Below are 13,859 nucleotides of genomic sequence, written 5' to 3' on the forward strand. Positions count from 1 at the left end.
GGTTCAGGCGCTCGGCGGCCGCGAAGCTCTCGTCGTGGCGGAAGCGCAGGTCGGGGGTGAAGCGCATATCGATATGCCGCCCCAGNACACCAACTATCTCGAGCTGCAGCCCTGCCGGGTCTGGATAGAGGCGCCGGGCAGCAGGGTGGGCGAGCCCGCGAAGGTGGCCCCGCGATAGGTGTAATCGGACTGACCGGCACATAGACGTCGGCGCGGACGCGAGGGTCGTCCAGCAGCCGGTTCAGGCGCTCGGCGGCCGCGAAGCTCTCGTCGTGGCGGAAGCGCAGGTCGGGGGTGAAGCGCATATCGATATGCCGCCCCAGCGCCCCGCGCAGGAATTTGGCGTGGACGTTCAGCGCCTTGACGATCTCGTCGATATGGCCGGCGACCGGCGCCGTCTCGACGCCCGCGCCCAGCGGCTCGACGAAGCACGTGGCGTGCTTCAGATCGGGCGACAGCCGCACCTCGGTGACGGTGACCGAAACGCCGACCAGGGCCGGGTCGCGGATCTCATTCTCGCGCATGACCTCGACCAGGGCGTGGCGGATCATTTCGGAGGCGCGCAGCTGGCGCTGGCTGACGGTGCCGGCCTTGGCGGCGGGCTTCTTCGGTTTGCGGTTGCTCATGNCGACCAGGGCGTGGCGGATCATTTCGGAGGCGCGCAGCTGGCGCTGGCTGACGGTGCCGGCCTTGGCGGCGGGCTTCTTCGGTTTGCGGTTGCTCATGGCTCTGTCCTTGTCGCCCGCCGGGGATCGGACCCGGCTTGAAAAAGCGATGCCGCGTCGGGGTCAGAAAGGCGGAGCCCTTCGAACGCGGCGAATAAACGAGCGCGGGGTCTAGTCCCGTGAAGCGCTGGTGTCCAATTCAGCGCGGTCGATGGTCGCCATGACCTCGGCCGAAGTGATCGATCGAAGTGGCCGTACGGGCAGGCCCGCCGCGTTCAGGACGCCCGCGCTCCAGTGGTTGCACAGATGCCCGATCGAGAAATGCTCGCGGCTGGCAAAGAAGCGCGCATCGTCGCCCGCGCGAGCCGCCGCGATCCGGGCGCGGCCCTCGGACAGGGCCATCGAGCCCTGAATATGGTCCGCCATCGCGTCGAAACCTGCCGACGACAGCCGGAAGGCGCGGCGGCTTTCGGGCGCAAAGGCCGCGCGAGGGTCGCGCTGGGCCGGGTCCAGCATGATCACCGACGCATTGCCCGGCCTGAAGAAGGCGCGCAGGCCGTCGGGAAGCCGGCGCTCCATCGGGCTCTGATCGACATAGAATTTCGCGTCGCCCCAGCCGATCAGTATCCAGTCCCCCGGCGCCAGATCCCGCACCGCGTCCGCCAGCGGTCCGGGCCGCGCCTCAAGCGCCGCGCGCGGAACCGCCAGATCGGTGTGGAAGCCGTTATCCAGCAGATGAACCTCGACCCCGGCCTCGTCGGCGCGGGCGGGCCACAGCGCGGCGTCTCCCGGCGCCGTCCATGTCCAGACGGCCGCGAGGCCCGCCAGAACGGCGACGGCCAGAAACCGCTTCAGGCCCCAGGAATGTCGGCGCTTCATCTTCGACGGAAACTCCAGAGCCCGCACAGGGCGGAGGGCGGCGCATCCGGCCCGACATTCGCCCCGGCGCGAAACACCATCATATCCAGCCGGTCCCGGCGATGCAGCAGGGCGACGGCGCCAGGGATCTCGCCGGCGCACGGCGCAGACGCGGCGACGGCTCTCGCCCGTTCGCTCGGAACGACGCGGCGCAGCTCGATCTGCGCGTCAGCCGGCGCGTTCCACCGCTCGGCGAAGGTGCGCCCGCCCACGGCGACCTCGCGCCCGGCGGCGATGCGCACAGGCCGGGTGCGCAGGACGTCGCCCGTTTCGAAGCGAAGGTCGGCGCCGACGACCGCCAAGGCGCCCGTGACGGCGCGGGTGACGTCATCGGCCGGGCCGAACTCTCCGGCAAGAACGACGTCGCTGGCATCCGCGGCCTCGACCCGAGGGTCGGTCGTCACCGCCGTCTTCAGGCCTGACAAGCCCTCGGACGCGCCTGACGGCAAACCGATCGCCCAATCGGCGACACGCCTCGCCGCCGGAACGGCCTCGTCGCGCAGGGCGCGCCAGGCCTCGATCGCGTGCCTGTTTTCAATGGCCAGCAGGAAAAGGACCAGACACAGGAAGCCCAGCGCGACGGCGAGGCGCTTCAGTCCGGTCTGGCGAGGGGCGGCGGCGACGGGCATTGCCGCAACCTTAGCGAGGCTCTGTGGCGAGGTGAACGCCTATCGCGCGACAGGCGCGTTCGTATCGTCCGAGGCGCCGCCCGCAGGCGGGAAAGCCCACTCGCCGCGCCAGTCGTAGGACAGCTGCACGCAGTGGCGATAAGTTCCGTCCGACCAGCGCCCGACGGCATGAGCCGTCAGCGGCCGCGCCAGCCGCACCCGCCCAAGCACCATCCAGGTCTCGTCGGAACCGGGGCAGAGGGCCCGGCCCAGCGCCCGACCGCCGCCTTCCGGCGTGATGGAATAGACGGCCGTCTCCTTCGACCCCGCGGGCAGAGCGCGCCGAACCTCGTCAGGGCCGCCGCGTCGGATATCGGCCTGACCGCGGTTCGAGGTGGAGATGATCCGGCGCACGTTGATCGCGCCGAACAGACCGCGGTCGGCTTCCAGCGTGATGCCGCGCGTCAGGGCCTGGGTAACCCGGTCCGACGCGTTGTAGGCGAGGAAGCGCGTCTCGGCCGCAGCGGGGCCGGCGATGGCGGACAGGGTCAGGACGGCGATCAGGAAACGGCGCATGCGGTTTGATCTCCGACAGGTAAGGCGAAAAGGCGGCGCTTGCGCACCGCCTTTCCTTTCGTTTCATCGATGCGGCGCGGACTAGTCCAGCGTGCGCTTGATCTCTTCGACCGTGAAGCACTCGATGTAGTCGCCGGCCTTGATGTCCTGGAAGCCCTGGAAATGCATGCCGCACTCCTACCTCGTCCTTGAAGCGCTTGAGCGTCGTAAGGGTGCCCAGTTCCAGAACCACGACGTCGTCGCGGATGATCCGGACCTTGGCGCCCTTGCGGACCACGCCCTCGGACACCCGGCAACCGGCGATCTTGCCGGTCTTGGAGATGTCGAAGACCTGCAGCACCGCCGCGTTGCCCAGGAAGGTTTCCCGTTGCAGCGGAGCCAGCATGCCGGACAGCACGCCCTTCATGTCGTCCAGCAGGTCGTAGATGATCGAGTAGTAGCGGATCTCGACGCCTTCGCGCTCGGCCAGGTCGCGAGCCTGTTTCGAGGCGCGGACGTTGAAGCCGAGGATACGTCGCTTTCGGTGATCCCGCCGGCGCCCGAATAGACGGTGCGCGCGCGGACCTCGTCGTTGCCCATCTTCTCGAGCGAGCCGACGATAGCTTCCGCCGAACCCTGCACGTCGGCCTTGATGAGGACCGGCAGTTCCGAGACCTTCTTGGACTGCAGCTTGGACATCATGTCGACCAGGCTGACCTGGTTGATGCCGCCCGTGGCCTTCTCGCGCTTCACGCGAGCGCGGTATTCAGTCAGCTCGCGAGCGCGGGCTTCCGATTCCACGACGGCGAGAGGTTCGCCCGGGCTCGGAGCCTCGTCGAGGCCGAGGATCTCGACCGGGACCGAAGGACCGGCCTCGGTGAGCTGCTCGTTGCGCTCGTTCAGCAGGGCGCGAACCTTGCCCCATGCCGAGCCGGCCACAACGATGTCGCCGCGCTTCAGCGTGCCGCGCTTGACCAGCACGGTGGCGACGGGGCCGCGGCCCTTGTCCAGCTTGGCTTCGATCACGACGCCTTCGGCCGACCGCTCGGGATCCGCCTTCAGGTCCATGACTTCGGCCTGAAGCAGGATGGCCTCGAGCAGGCCGTCCAGATTGGTGCGCGCCTTGGCCGAGACCTCGACGATCTGGGTGTCGCCGCCCAGGGCTTCGCCGATGATTTCGTATTGCAGCAGTTCGTTGACGACCTTCTGCGGATCCGCATCAGGCTTGTCGATCTTGTTGACCGCCACAATGATCGGAGCCCCGGCCGCCTTGGCGTGCTGGATGCTTTCGATCGTCTGCGGCATCACCCCGTCGTCGGCCGCAACCACCAGAATGACGATGTCGGTGACATGAGCCCCGCGCGTCCGCATGGCGCTGAACGCCGCGTGGCCCGGAGTGTCGAGGAAGGTCACGGCCTGACCGTCGGCCATCTTCACCTGATAGGCGCCGATGTGCTGGGTGATACCGCCGGCCTCGCCTGCCGCCACGTCGGTGGTGCGCAGGGCGTCAAGCAGCGAGGTCTTGCCGTGGTCGACGTGGCCCATGATGGCCACGACCGGCGCGCGCGGCGTGGTCGCCTCGTCGTCGATCGCGTCGGACAGGAAGCCGGTCTCGATGTCCGACTCCGACACGCGGCGCACGGCCATGCCGAATTCGTCGGCGACCAGCTCGGCCGTATCGGTGTCGATGACGTCGTTGATCTTCATCATCAGACCCTGCTTCATCAGGAATTTGATGATGTCGACGCCGCGCACGGCCATCCGGTTGGACAGCTCCTGCACGGTGATGACGTCGGGGATGACGACTTCACGCGGACGGTTCGGAGCGTCGGTGGATCCGCCCTTGCGCTTTTCCTTCTCGCGTTCGCGGGCCCGGCGAACCGAGGCCAGCGAGCGCATCCGCTCGGCCGTATCGCCGTCGCCGGCCACGGACTGGATGGTCAGGCGGCCTTCGCGGCGCTTGGGCTCGCCGCGCGTGCGGCTGACCGCCTTGCCGGCGTCCGAGAAACGCTTGTCGCGATCATCCTCGGGCTTGAGCGGGCGGGCGAAGCCGCCGCCGGGCGCGCGGCTGGGGCGCGCCACTTCCGGCGCGACCGGAGGCGCATTGGGAGCGGGACGGCCGCCGGGGCCGGTGCGCGGACCGCCCGGACGGGCGGCGCCGGGCGCGGGACGCGGGGTCAGGGCCGAATAGCGGACAGGCTCGGCCGGGCGGCCGGCGGCGCCGGTCGGGCGGGCGGGAGCCGGACGATCCGAATAGGCGCGTTCACCGCCGCCCATGGCTTCTTCACGGGCCGAACGGCCGCCGAAGGCGGGGCCGGCGGGCGCGCGCGAGGGGTTCGGGGCCTTGGGCACGCGCTGGCCGAAGTTGACCACCGGGCGGGCGGGCGGAGCCGGACGAGCCGGAGCGGCGGGAGCCGGGGTGGGCGCGGCCGCTTCGACCGGAGCCGGAGTCGGCGCGACAGGCGCGGCCGGTGCGGGGGTCGGGGCAGCAGCAGCCGGCGCGCGCTTTGCCGGAGCCATGGGCGCGGCGGCGGTCAGCTTGGCGGCTTCGGCGCGGGCGGCCTCGGCGGCGGCGCGGGCGGCGGCGGCTTCGGCCTGGGCGGCGCTGGCGGCCTGGGCGGTGGCGGCGGCCTGCTCATGCGCAGCCTGGTCGCGGCGCGCCTGTTCGGCGGCGGCGGCCTGGGCGCGCTGGGCCTGGGCCTGGGTGGCCAGTTCGATGGCGCGGCGGCGGGCTTCCTGTTCCTCGTTGGACAGGCGGCCCCCGGCGGGACCGGCAGGCGCGGCCGGACGCGGCGCCTGCGGAGCAGCCGGCGCGTCGGTGCGCGGACGCGCGGCGACGTCGAAGCCTTGCGGACGCTGGTGTCCCGGTCCGACCCCGGCGCGGGGGCGCTTGGTTTCGACCACCACGGTCTTGGTGCGGCCGTGGCTGAAGCTCTGGCGCACGGTGCCGGTCGAAACCGATCCCGCCTGCCGGGGCTTCAGGCTCAGAGGCGCACGGGGTCCCGTCGTGGACGGAGTCCCGGTCGGAGCCTGCGGTGCGCCTTCGTTGGTCTTGTCGTTCTCGTCAGTCATCCGGTCGCTTTACTTGTGACAGCGGATGATCCGCCGTCGCCTCGTTCAAACACAAAAAGCCGCGCGTCGCCCTGCCCCCAGATCAGGAAGCAGAACCCCGCCCGTCCAAAACCTTATTCGGGGCCTCAGCCGGCTCACCGCCCCACTCCGGGGGCAGAAGCGGTCGAAATCCCGCCAGTCGTTCGACCTCTATGGTCCAGCGATCGGCCCGCCCGCCCTCAAGCAGGACGGCGTGTATCGCATTTTCCAGCCCAAGGGGAAAGCAGCTTGCCGCGACCGTCGGCGGACCCGTCCGCCGCCTCGATGATCCACGCGGCCTTCCCCGACCGGACATTGGCCAGGGATTTCTCGAAGCCAGAGATAAGCACGCCTTCGCGCCGGGCAAGCCCCAGCTGGTCCAGACAGCGTTTCGCCAGCAGGCTTTCGACCGTATCCGCAAGGTCTGCGGCCGGCTTCATCGGCGCCTTTGCGGCCCGCGAGAACAGGTTCTTCTTCACCGCCGTCTCGATCGAGGCGCGGTCCGCCGCGACCCACAGGCCGCGCCCCGGCAGCTTGCGCGCCAGGTCGGGGGCCACCGAACCGTCCGGAGCGGCGACGAAGCGGATCAGGCGAGATTCGTCCATGACCTCGTGGGTGACGAGCTTCGCGTCGTCGTCGCCTTCAACGGCTTCGACTTCCTCGCCTTCCGGCGCGGCGGCGAAGACGGCTTCGGCGTCGTATTCGCCTTCCGGCAGCTCTTCCTCGTACTCGGGCTCGGGCGGCTGCGGCAGTTCCGAAGCGTCGATCCAGCCCGCGGCGACGCGCGCCTGCAGGATCAGCATTTCGGCCTCTTCCTGCGCCAGGTTGAAGCTTTCCAGAACGCCCGGGACCTTGACCCGTTCGCCGTTCTTGACCTCGTACCCGCCGCGGATTTCGTCGGTGGCCAGGTCGGCCAGGTCCTCGACGGTTTTCACCCCGCCTTCGCCCAGGGCGACGGCGATGGCGCCGGTCACGCCCGGAACGGCCATGACGCCGTCCTCGACGCCCAGCTCGACGCGTTTCGCGTCCAGAATGGCGGCCTGACGGTCCAGGAAGTCGCGGGCGCGGGCCTGCAGTTCCTCGGCCGTTTCCTCGTCGAAGCCTTCGATGTCCGAGATTTCGTACGGCTCGACGAAGGCCAGATCCTCGACCGTGGCGAAGCCTTCGGTAACCAGCAGCTGGGCGATGACCTCGTCCACGTCCAGGGCTTCCTGGAACAGCGCGGTGCGCTCGCTGAACTCGCGCTGGCGGCGCTCGGAGTCCTGGCTCTCGGTGATGATGTCGATCTGCCAGCCGGTCAGCTGCGAGGCGAGGCGGACGTTCTGGCCGCGGCGACCGATGGCCAGCGACAGCTGCTCGTCCGGCACCACCACTTCAACGCGGTCGGCCTCTTCGTCGAGGACCACCTTGGAAACCTCGGCCGGGGCCAAGGCGTTGACGATGAAGGTGGGCTCGTCGTTGTTCCACTGGATGATGTCGATCTTCTCGCCCTGCAGTTCGGCGACGACCGCCTGAACCCTTGAGCCGCGCATGCCGACGCAGGCGCCGACCGGATCGATGGAGCTGTCGTTCGACAACACGGCCATCTTGGCGCGCGAGCCGGCGTCGCGGGCGGCGGCNCATGACGTCGGTGCCGCGGCGGATCGCGTCGACGACGACCGCCTGAACCCTTGAGCCGCGCATGCCGACGCAGGCGCCGACCGGATCGATGGAGCTGTCGTTCGACAACACGGCCATCTTGGCGCGCGAGCCGGCGTCGCGGGCGGCGGCGCGGATCTCGATCACGCCGTCGTAGACCTCGGGCACTTCCTGGGCGAACAGCTTGGCCATGAAGCCAGGGTGCGAGCGCGACAGCATGACCTGCGGCCCCTTGGCCTCGGCGCGGACGTCATAGATGTAGGTGCGGATCCGGTCGCCGATGTTGAACACCTCACGCGGGATCGAGTCGTTGCGGCGCATGATGCCCTCGCCCCGACCCAGATCGACGACGGTGTTGCCGTATTCGACGCGCTTGACGGTGCCGTTGACGATCTCGCCGACGCGGTCCTTGAACTCTTCGTACTGGTTGGCGCGCTCGGCCTCGCGGACCTTCCCGGTCACGACCTAGCGAGCCGGCGTCGATACGCAGACGCAGCGAGGCCTGGCNGGCGCGCTCGTCGAAGACGCGGCGCATGGCCCTCGCCCCGACCCAGATCGACGACGGTGTTGCCGTATTCGACGCGCTTGACGGTGCCGTTGACGATCTCGCCGACGCGGTCCTTGAACTCTTCGTACTGGTTGGCGCGCTCGGCCTCGCGGACCTTCCCGGTCACGACCTGACGGGCCATCTGGGTCTGCACCCGGCCGAACTCGAACGGCGGCAGGGTCTCGATATATTCCTTGCCGACCACCGCTTCGGGATCGCGCTTGGAGGCGTCGGTCAGGCGGACCATCGCCGAGTCGTTGAACTCTTCCAGCTCGTCTTCCGGCTGCCAGTCGTCCGGCACGATGGTGACGTGACGCGTCAGCGACAGCTCGCCCGACTTGATGTCGATCTTGGCGCGGATGTCGTGATGGGCGCCGTAACGCGACTTGGCGCCCTTCTGGATCGCCTCCTCGATCGCCTCGACGACTCTTCTCGCGCGCGACCGCATCAGCGATCTGCAGCAGTTCGAGTCGGTTCGCGGAAACGCCGGCGACAGCCATCTTGTTATTCCTCGGTCTCGGTAGAGTTGTCGTTACGGGCGGCGCGCTTCTCGGCGCCCGCCTTCATCAGTTCGTCGGTCAGCACAAGTTTGGCGTCGACCAGCCATTCGAAGGGAATGAGGGCGGTGTCCTCCTCCCCTTCCAGATCGATGGCGATGTTCTCGGCGTCCGTGCCGGCGATCACACCCTTGAAGCGCTTGCGGCCCTCGATCATGCGATCGGTTTCCAGACGCGCCTCATAGCCCTCGAACAGGTCGAAGTCCGACTGGCGGGTCAGGGGACGGTCCACGCCCGGCGACGAGACTTCCAGCAGATATTCGCCATTGATCGGATCGGCGGCGTCGAACACTTCCGACACGGCGCGGCTCAGACGGGCGCATTCCTCGACGGCGATGTCGTGGTCGCTGGGCCGTTCGGCCATGATCTGCAGCCGCCGGCGCAGCGTTCCGCCCATCAGACGCACGCGCACGATGTCGAGACCCAGGCTCTCGGCCACGGGTTCGATCAGCTCCAGCAGAGCGCGGTCTTCGGCGGTCTTGGCCTTCAAAGGCTTTGGTCCAAACAAAAAGCGGCGGGCCCGACGGCCGCCGCTTCAAACGGCGCCGTTAGGACGCCGGTTCAGCGCCAGCTGGCCGAGATAATCCCGCTTGCCCAGCTCGACTCCCGCGTTGCGCAAGATCGCGTAGGCCATGCTGACGTGGAAATAGAAGTTTGGAATGGCGAAGCTGGTCAGGTAGCCGGCGCCTTCGAAATCCAGCTCGACGCCCGGGAAGCGGATTTCGATCCGGCGGGTCTCACCGCCCTCGAACGCCGCCGGGTCCGTCGCCTCGATGAAGGCGATCGACAGGGCGATGGTTGCCTTCAGCTCGGCCAGCGTCGCCTCGGAATCATCCGTTTTCGGCCACGCCTGACCGGTCAGGCGCGCGATGCAGCTGCGAGCCGAGAACGAGGCCATCCGGATCTGGTCGGCGAACGGCTTCATGTCGGCGGCCAGCCGGGCGTCCATGATCATCGCCTCACCCAAACCCGAGACCTCGGCCTTGTCGATCAGGCCGGACAGCGCGCGCAGACCGCGCAGGAAGATCGGCGCGGAGGCGTCTTTCAGGGTCAGGCTCACGGGCGACTCTCCATTCATGGTCGCCTTGGCTCGTGCACTGGTTCCGCGCCGGAATCCAGAGGCGCTTCCTGACTTGCATGCCGCCGGACCGCATGGTCTTGCACGGGTCATGCATCCCGCCTCGCCGCTGCGTCCAGCCCCTCAGCTCTCTGCCGCAGTCTGGCTGGCGTCTGTGGCCGGCTTCGCAATTCTGACGGCCGTCTGCGCCCGCATCGCCATTCCCATGGTCCCCGTGCCGATGACCTTGCAGACCTGGGCCGTGCTTCTGGCGGGCGCGGCGACGGGACCCGTTCGGGGCGTCTCGGCCGTAGCGCTGTATCTCGTGGCTGGCCTCGCCGGCCTGCCGGTGCTGGCCGATGGCGCATCCGGCCTCGCCCCCTTCACCGGACCGACCGCCGGCTATCTGATCGCCTTCCTGCCCGCTGCGGGTCTGGCGGGCTGGCTGTGCGTGAAGGGTCGTCTGGCGCGGAGTCCTGCGGCCGTCGGCTGGATGGTCGCCCTGCACCTGCTGATCCTCGCTGTGGGCGGCGTCTGGCTGGCGCTGAACATCGGCGCAGGACCGGCGCTCGAGCACGGCGTCCTGCCGTTCCTGCCCGGGGCGGTGCTGAAGTCGGTTCTCGTCGTTGCGGCGGCGTACGGGCTGAGCCGCCTGAAGTGGTTCAGGCGCGCCTGAATTCCATGAACAACGGGGTCGTGTCGCCCAGCCGCTTTTCCTCATAGCGGGTCACGACGTGGTCCGCCCATGGCGCGGTCCAGTCGTCATCGGGCGAGGGGACGCGCACGAGACCGGACGTCTGCTCAAACTTGTCCAGCGCCCATTCGGCGTAGTCCGCCCAGTCCGTGACGAACCGGACGACGCCGCCCGGCTTCAGCAGCCGCGCGATCTCCGCCGCCGTCTCGTTCTGGACCAGCCGCCGCTTGTTGTGCCGCGCCTTGTGCCAGGGATCGGGGAACAGGATCATCACCCGGTCCAGACTGGCGTCCGGCAGCGCCGTCATCACGTCGCGCGCGTCGTCGGCGTGCAGCCGGACGTTCCTGAGATCGCGCTCCTCGACATGGCGCAGGGCCGACGCCACCCCGTTCAGGAACGGCTCGCAGCCGATCATCAGCATGTCGGGGTGACGGCCCGCCTGTTCGGCCAGATGCTCGCCCCCGCCGAAGCCGATCTCCAGCCAGACGCCCCTAGCTTCCGGCATCAGGGCGGCGGGATCGATCGGACCCGCCTTCGGGTCCGGCACCGCGATGCCCGGCAGCAGGGTGTCGAACAGCGCCGCCTGCCGCGGCTTGATGGCGCGCGACTTGATGCGGCCGAACGAGCGCAGCGGAGGATGAGCCGGGGTATGGGAAGAGGACATGGGCGGCCTTATAGGCGGTCGCGCGCCCGGCGCGAGTCCTTCACAGTGCTCGCCGCGGCCCTATCTTCATCGGCAAGCAGGGGCGGATCATGACGAACATCATCGGCTGGCTCTTCGGCCTGGGCCTGATCGGTCTGGTGCTTTGGGCGACCGCGGCCCTCGCGGGCGGCCGTGGGCGGACGGCGTCAAAGCGGCGCGGCGGCGCACAGTTGATAGCCGCCATGCTGTTCGGCTTCGGCGCCGCGCTCGACCCGCCCCAGCGTCACGTCGCCGAAGCAAAAGACGAAACGTCGAAGGGCTCGCCGGAAAGCGGCGAGCCCGAACTAGACGACTAGGCCAGCGCCTTCAGCTGGTCGACCAGATCGGTCTTCTCCCAGCTGAACCCGCCGTCGGCGTCCGGTGCGCGGCCGAAGTGGCCGTAGGCGGCGGTGCGGGCGTAGATGGGCTTGTTCAGGCCGAGATGCTCGCGGATCGCACGCGGCGTGGCGCCGCCGATGAGGCCCAGCAGCTTCGCTTCCAGAACCGCCTCGTCGATCGTGCCCGTCCGGTGCAGGTCGACGTGGATCGACTGGGGCGCGGCTACGCCGATGGCGTAGGAAATCTGGATGGTGCAGCGGTCGGCGAGGCCGGCGGCGACGACGTTCTTGGCCAGGTAGCGGCAGGCGTAGGCGGCCGAGCGGTCGACCTTGGTCGGATCCTTGCCCGAGAAGGCGCCGCCGCCGTGCGGGGCCGCGCCGCCGTAGGTGTCTACGATGATCTTGCGGCCGGTCACGCCGGCGTCGCCGTCCGGTCCGCCGATCTCGAAGATGCCGGTCGGGTTGATGTGCCAGACGGTGTTCTCGTCGGTGAAGCCTTCCGGCAGCACTTCGAGGATGTAGGGCTTCACGATCGCGGCGACATCGGCCGACGACAGGCCGGCGGCGTGCTGGGTCGACAGCACGATAGAGGTTGCGCGGACGGGCTTGCCGTCCTCGTACTGGATCGTCACCTGGCTCTTGGCGTCGGGCTCAAGACGCTTGTCGCCCGCGTGGCGGACCTCGGCCAGACGCTTCAGAATGTTGTGGCTGTACTGCAGGGTCGCAGGCATCAGCTCGGGCGTCTCGTTCGAGGCGTAGCCGAACATGATGCCCTGATCGCCGGCGCCCTCATCCTTGTTGCCTGCGGCGTCGACGCCCACGGCGATGTCGGCCGACTGGCCGTGCAGGCGGTTGATGAACTCGAATTTGCTCCAGTGGAAACCGGCCTGCTCGTAGCCGATGTCCTTGACCGCGGCGCGCACGGCGGCCTCGATCTCGGCCTGCACGCCGGGGGCCCAATTCCCCTCGGTGTCCATGATGCCCTGGCCGCGAATCTCGCCGGCCAGCACCACGAGATTCGTCGTCGTCAGGGTCTCGCACGCCACCCGCGCATAGGGGTCCTTGGACAGGAACAGGTCCACGACCGTATCGGAGATGCGATCCGCGACCTTGTCGGGATGGCCCTCGGAGACGCTTTCGGACGTGAACTGGAACGACGAACGGGACAAGGCGGAGCTCCGGCGGGAAGGGAAGGCCGGCAGACATATAAGGATATGTTTATATGTTCAAGGCGCGCTGACGCGGCCCAAAGCGCGGATCGTCTCGCTCGCAGGCCGCTCGCCGGCCAGCCACCTCTCGAAGACCCCGGCGAACAGGCACGACACCGTCAGCACGCCCAGCCCGATGCGCGCCGAGATGTCCGCGCGATGATCGAGTTCCGGCGCCAGACCGACAGCAACGTGGACCATCAAGGTCAGCACAAGGACCGCTGTCATGGCGACCGGCCACCAGCGGTTCCCGTTCAGCGCCATATGGCCAAAGATCAGCGTCAGAACGAAATCCGCAGCCGCATCTCCCACGATCACGCCTGCGACCCGGTACGGCGCGGAGAGAACGGAGATCATATAGGCGATCAGGAGCAGACCCGCCGCGAAGCGCTCGGGATGACCGCCCTTGAACCACGCCGCGGGGATCACGGCGAAGCTTATGCAGACAAAGATTAGATGGAAGGCTGAGATGCAGCGTCTCCGGATGGCCGTCTCCGGCCTCAGGGGGCCGGATCGGACGGGGCGACTGTATTGCGGTCTATCACGCGGGCCTGGCCGGTGTATCCGGCCACCATGTCGGCAACGGCCTTGATCATCACTGCGCCGAGCACGATCGCCAGAATGACGATCAGGAGACGGACGCCCCGGCCGCGCGGCGGTGGTCGGTATCCGAACCGTCCCTCTGGGCTCCCACCTGGGCCATCACCCATCCCGCGCTCAGGACCTGTTGCAGCAGTTCGCGGGGACTGGCCCGTTCCGCGTCGTCCCACAGGCCGCGCATCAGATGCGCCCGCACCGGATCGTTCGGACCCAGGGGGGTGAACCCGTTGAGCGCCGCTTCCAGATCCTCCCACGTCCAGTGGGGCAGCGCCTTCGTTTGAGATGCCATCGTTTGACTCCGTGGTTCCGGAGCCACTGACGCCGAGTCGCGCCGCCGTCGCCATGGGGTCTTTCGTAGCCTCTGGTACGTTTCGTTCCAGAAGAGCCAGCGCGGCCTTGCGCCGGTTCACGCCCAGTCGCCGGCAACCCTCGTGGACGTGCTTCTTGACCGTGGCCTCCGACAGGCCCAGCCGGCCCGCGATTTCCTTGTCGGTCAGGAAGGCGGTCAGCCTCAGACACTCTTCCTGACGCGCGCTGGGCCGCTGGGTCATGACCACTCCGGATACAGCGGTCTAGCTATGACGTTCCGGACGAGGCGTCCAGATCATCTGCACTTACAGGATTGGAAGAAGGTGGTGCCGCTTAGGTGACTCGAACACCTGACCCCCGCATTACGAATGCGGAAGTGCCCCATACTCACCG

General features: G+C 68.5%; 12 protein-coding genes and 5 pseudogenes. 2 read left to right on the plus strand and 15 right to left on the minus strand.

The features are described 5' to 3' along the window. Nucleotides 1–206: 206 nt before the first annotated feature. The 10 genes and pseudogenes from rbfA to ASD25_RS07760 form a co-directional block, all read right to left on the minus strand. Nucleotides 207–626, minus strand: a pseudogene (rbfA, locus tag ASD25_RS07720) (30S ribosome-binding factor RbfA); the annotation flags it as partial. Between the two features lie 210 nt (nucleotides 627–836). Next, the gene (locus ASD25_RS07725) at nucleotides 837–1,544 is read right to left on the minus strand and encodes a DUF2459 domain-containing protein (protein WP_235562651.1); all 708 of its coding nucleotides are present in this window, start codon (nucleotides 1,542–1,544) and stop codon (nucleotides 837–839) included. Next, complete coding sequence (locus ASD25_RS07730; RefSeq protein WP_056615886.1) at nucleotides 1,541–2,212, minus strand: hypothetical protein; 672 nt, start codon at nucleotides 2,210–2,212, stop codon at nucleotides 1,541–1,543. The genes ASD25_RS07725 and ASD25_RS07730 overlap by 4 nt, the downstream gene beginning before the upstream one ends. 39 nt (nucleotides 2,213–2,251) lie before the next feature. Further along, nucleotides 2,252–2,767 (minus strand): hypothetical protein, encoded by a 516-nt coding sequence (locus tag ASD25_RS07735; RefSeq protein ID WP_056615889.1) that lies wholly within the window; start codon nucleotides 2,765–2,767, stop codon nucleotides 2,252–2,254. 460 nt (nucleotides 2,768–3,227) lie between these two features. Further along, a pseudogene (gene infB, locus ASD25_RS07740) lies at nucleotides 3,228–5,818 on the minus strand (translation initiation factor IF-2); the annotation flags it as partial. A 218-nt stretch (nucleotides 5,819–6,036) separates the two neighbouring features. Beyond that, nucleotides 6,037–7,455, minus strand: a 1,419-nt coding sequence (locus ASD25_RS07745) for an RNA-binding protein (protein ID WP_235562653.1), incomplete at its 5' end; no start/stop codon positions are given. 1 nt (nucleotide 7,456) lies between these two features. Next, nucleotides 7,457–7,939, minus strand: a pseudogene (locus ASD25_RS29250) (transcription termination/antitermination protein NusA); the annotation flags it as partial. A gap of 43 nt (nucleotides 7,940–7,982) precedes the next feature. Further along, nucleotides 7,983–8,521, minus strand: a pseudogene (locus ASD25_RS29255) (NusA N-terminal domain-containing protein); the annotation flags it as partial. 4 nt (nucleotides 8,522–8,525) lie between these two features. After that, complete coding sequence (rimP, locus tag ASD25_RS07755) at nucleotides 8,526–9,068, minus strand: ribosome maturation factor RimP (RefSeq protein WP_056615891.1); 543 nt, start codon at nucleotides 9,066–9,068, stop codon at nucleotides 8,526–8,528. A 45-nt stretch (nucleotides 9,069–9,113) separates the two neighbouring features. Further along, the gene (locus tag ASD25_RS07760) at nucleotides 9,114–9,638 is read right to left on the minus strand and encodes a DUF1993 family protein (RefSeq protein WP_056615894.1); all 525 of its coding nucleotides are present in this window, start codon (nucleotides 9,636–9,638) and stop codon (nucleotides 9,114–9,116) included. Between the two features lie 172 nt (nucleotides 9,639–9,810). On the opposite strand from ASD25_RS07760, the gene ASD25_RS30980 reads away from it, so the two are divergent. Beyond that, nucleotides 9,811–10,311, plus strand: coding sequence for a biotin transporter BioY (locus tag ASD25_RS30980; RefSeq protein ID WP_162252064.1), 501 nt, complete (start codon nucleotides 9,811–9,813; stop codon nucleotides 10,309–10,311). Here ASD25_RS30980 and trmB read toward each other — a convergent pair. Further along, entirely contained in the window at nucleotides 10,298–10,993 is a 696-nt protein-coding gene (gene trmB, locus ASD25_RS07770; protein WP_056615902.1) for a tRNA (guanosine(46)-N7)-methyltransferase TrmB, read from the minus strand. The two genes, ASD25_RS30980 and trmB, sit on opposite strands and share 14 nt — an antisense overlap. 89 nt (nucleotides 10,994–11,082) lie before the next feature. On the opposite strand from trmB, the gene ASD25_RS07775 reads away from it, so the two are divergent. Beyond that, nucleotides 11,083–11,328 carry a hypothetical protein gene (locus ASD25_RS07775; protein WP_056615906.1) on the plus strand — a complete coding sequence of 82 codons (246 nt, stop codon included), beginning with the start codon at nucleotides 11,083–11,085 and terminating at the stop codon, nucleotides 11,326–11,328. On the opposite strand, the gene metK is transcribed toward ASD25_RS07775, so the two are convergent. The 4 genes and pseudogenes from metK to ASD25_RS33115 all read right to left on the minus strand — a co-directional run. Next, nucleotides 11,325–12,518, minus strand: a complete 1,194-nt coding sequence (gene metK, locus ASD25_RS07780) for a methionine adenosyltransferase (protein ID WP_056615909.1) — start codon at nucleotides 12,516–12,518, stop codon at nucleotides 11,325–11,327. The genes ASD25_RS07775 and metK overlap by 4 nt on opposite strands. A gap of 57 nt (nucleotides 12,519–12,575) precedes the next feature. Then, complete coding sequence (locus ASD25_RS07785; RefSeq protein WP_056615912.1) at nucleotides 12,576–12,986, minus strand: hypothetical protein; 411 nt, start codon at nucleotides 12,984–12,986, stop codon at nucleotides 12,576–12,578. Nucleotides 12,987–13,185: 199 nt separating this feature from the next. Beyond that, complete coding sequence (locus ASD25_RS31775; RefSeq protein WP_056615915.1) at nucleotides 13,186–13,446, minus strand: hypothetical protein; 261 nt, start codon at nucleotides 13,444–13,446, stop codon at nucleotides 13,186–13,188. A gap of 109 nt (nucleotides 13,447–13,555) precedes the next feature. Further along, nucleotides 13,556–13,708, minus strand: a pseudogene (locus tag ASD25_RS33115) (response regulator transcription factor); the annotation flags it as partial. Nucleotides 13,709–13,859 lie beyond the last annotated feature (151 nt).

It is taken from the genome of Brevundimonas sp. Root1423, from assembly GCF_001426805.1.

Bases quoted from the DNA above. Each gene is read 5' to 3' on its own strand.
- ASD25_RS07775 (WP_056615906.1), top strand. From the start codon at position 11,083: ATGACGAACATCATCGGCTGGCTCTTCGGCCTGGGCCTGATCGGTCTG.
- ASD25_RS07730 (WP_056615886.1), bottom strand. From the start codon at position 2,212: ATGCCCGTCGCCGCCGCCCCTCGCCAGACCGGACTGAAGCGCCTCGCC.
- trmB (WP_056615902.1), bottom strand. From the start codon at position 10,993: ATGTCCTCTTCCCATACCCCGGCTCATCCTCCGCTGCGCTCGTTCGGC.
- ASD25_RS07725 (WP_235562651.1), bottom strand. From the start codon at position 1,544: ATGAAGCGCCGACATTCCTGGGGCCTGAAGCGGTTTCTGGCCGTCGCC.
- ASD25_RS07735 (WP_056615889.1), bottom strand. From the start codon at position 2,767: ATGCGCCGTTTCCTGATCGCCGTCCTGACCCTGTCCGCCATCGCCGGC.
- ASD25_RS31775 (WP_056615915.1), bottom strand. From the start codon at position 13,446: ATGGCATCTCAAACGAAGGCGCTGCCCCACTGGACGTGGGAGGATCTG.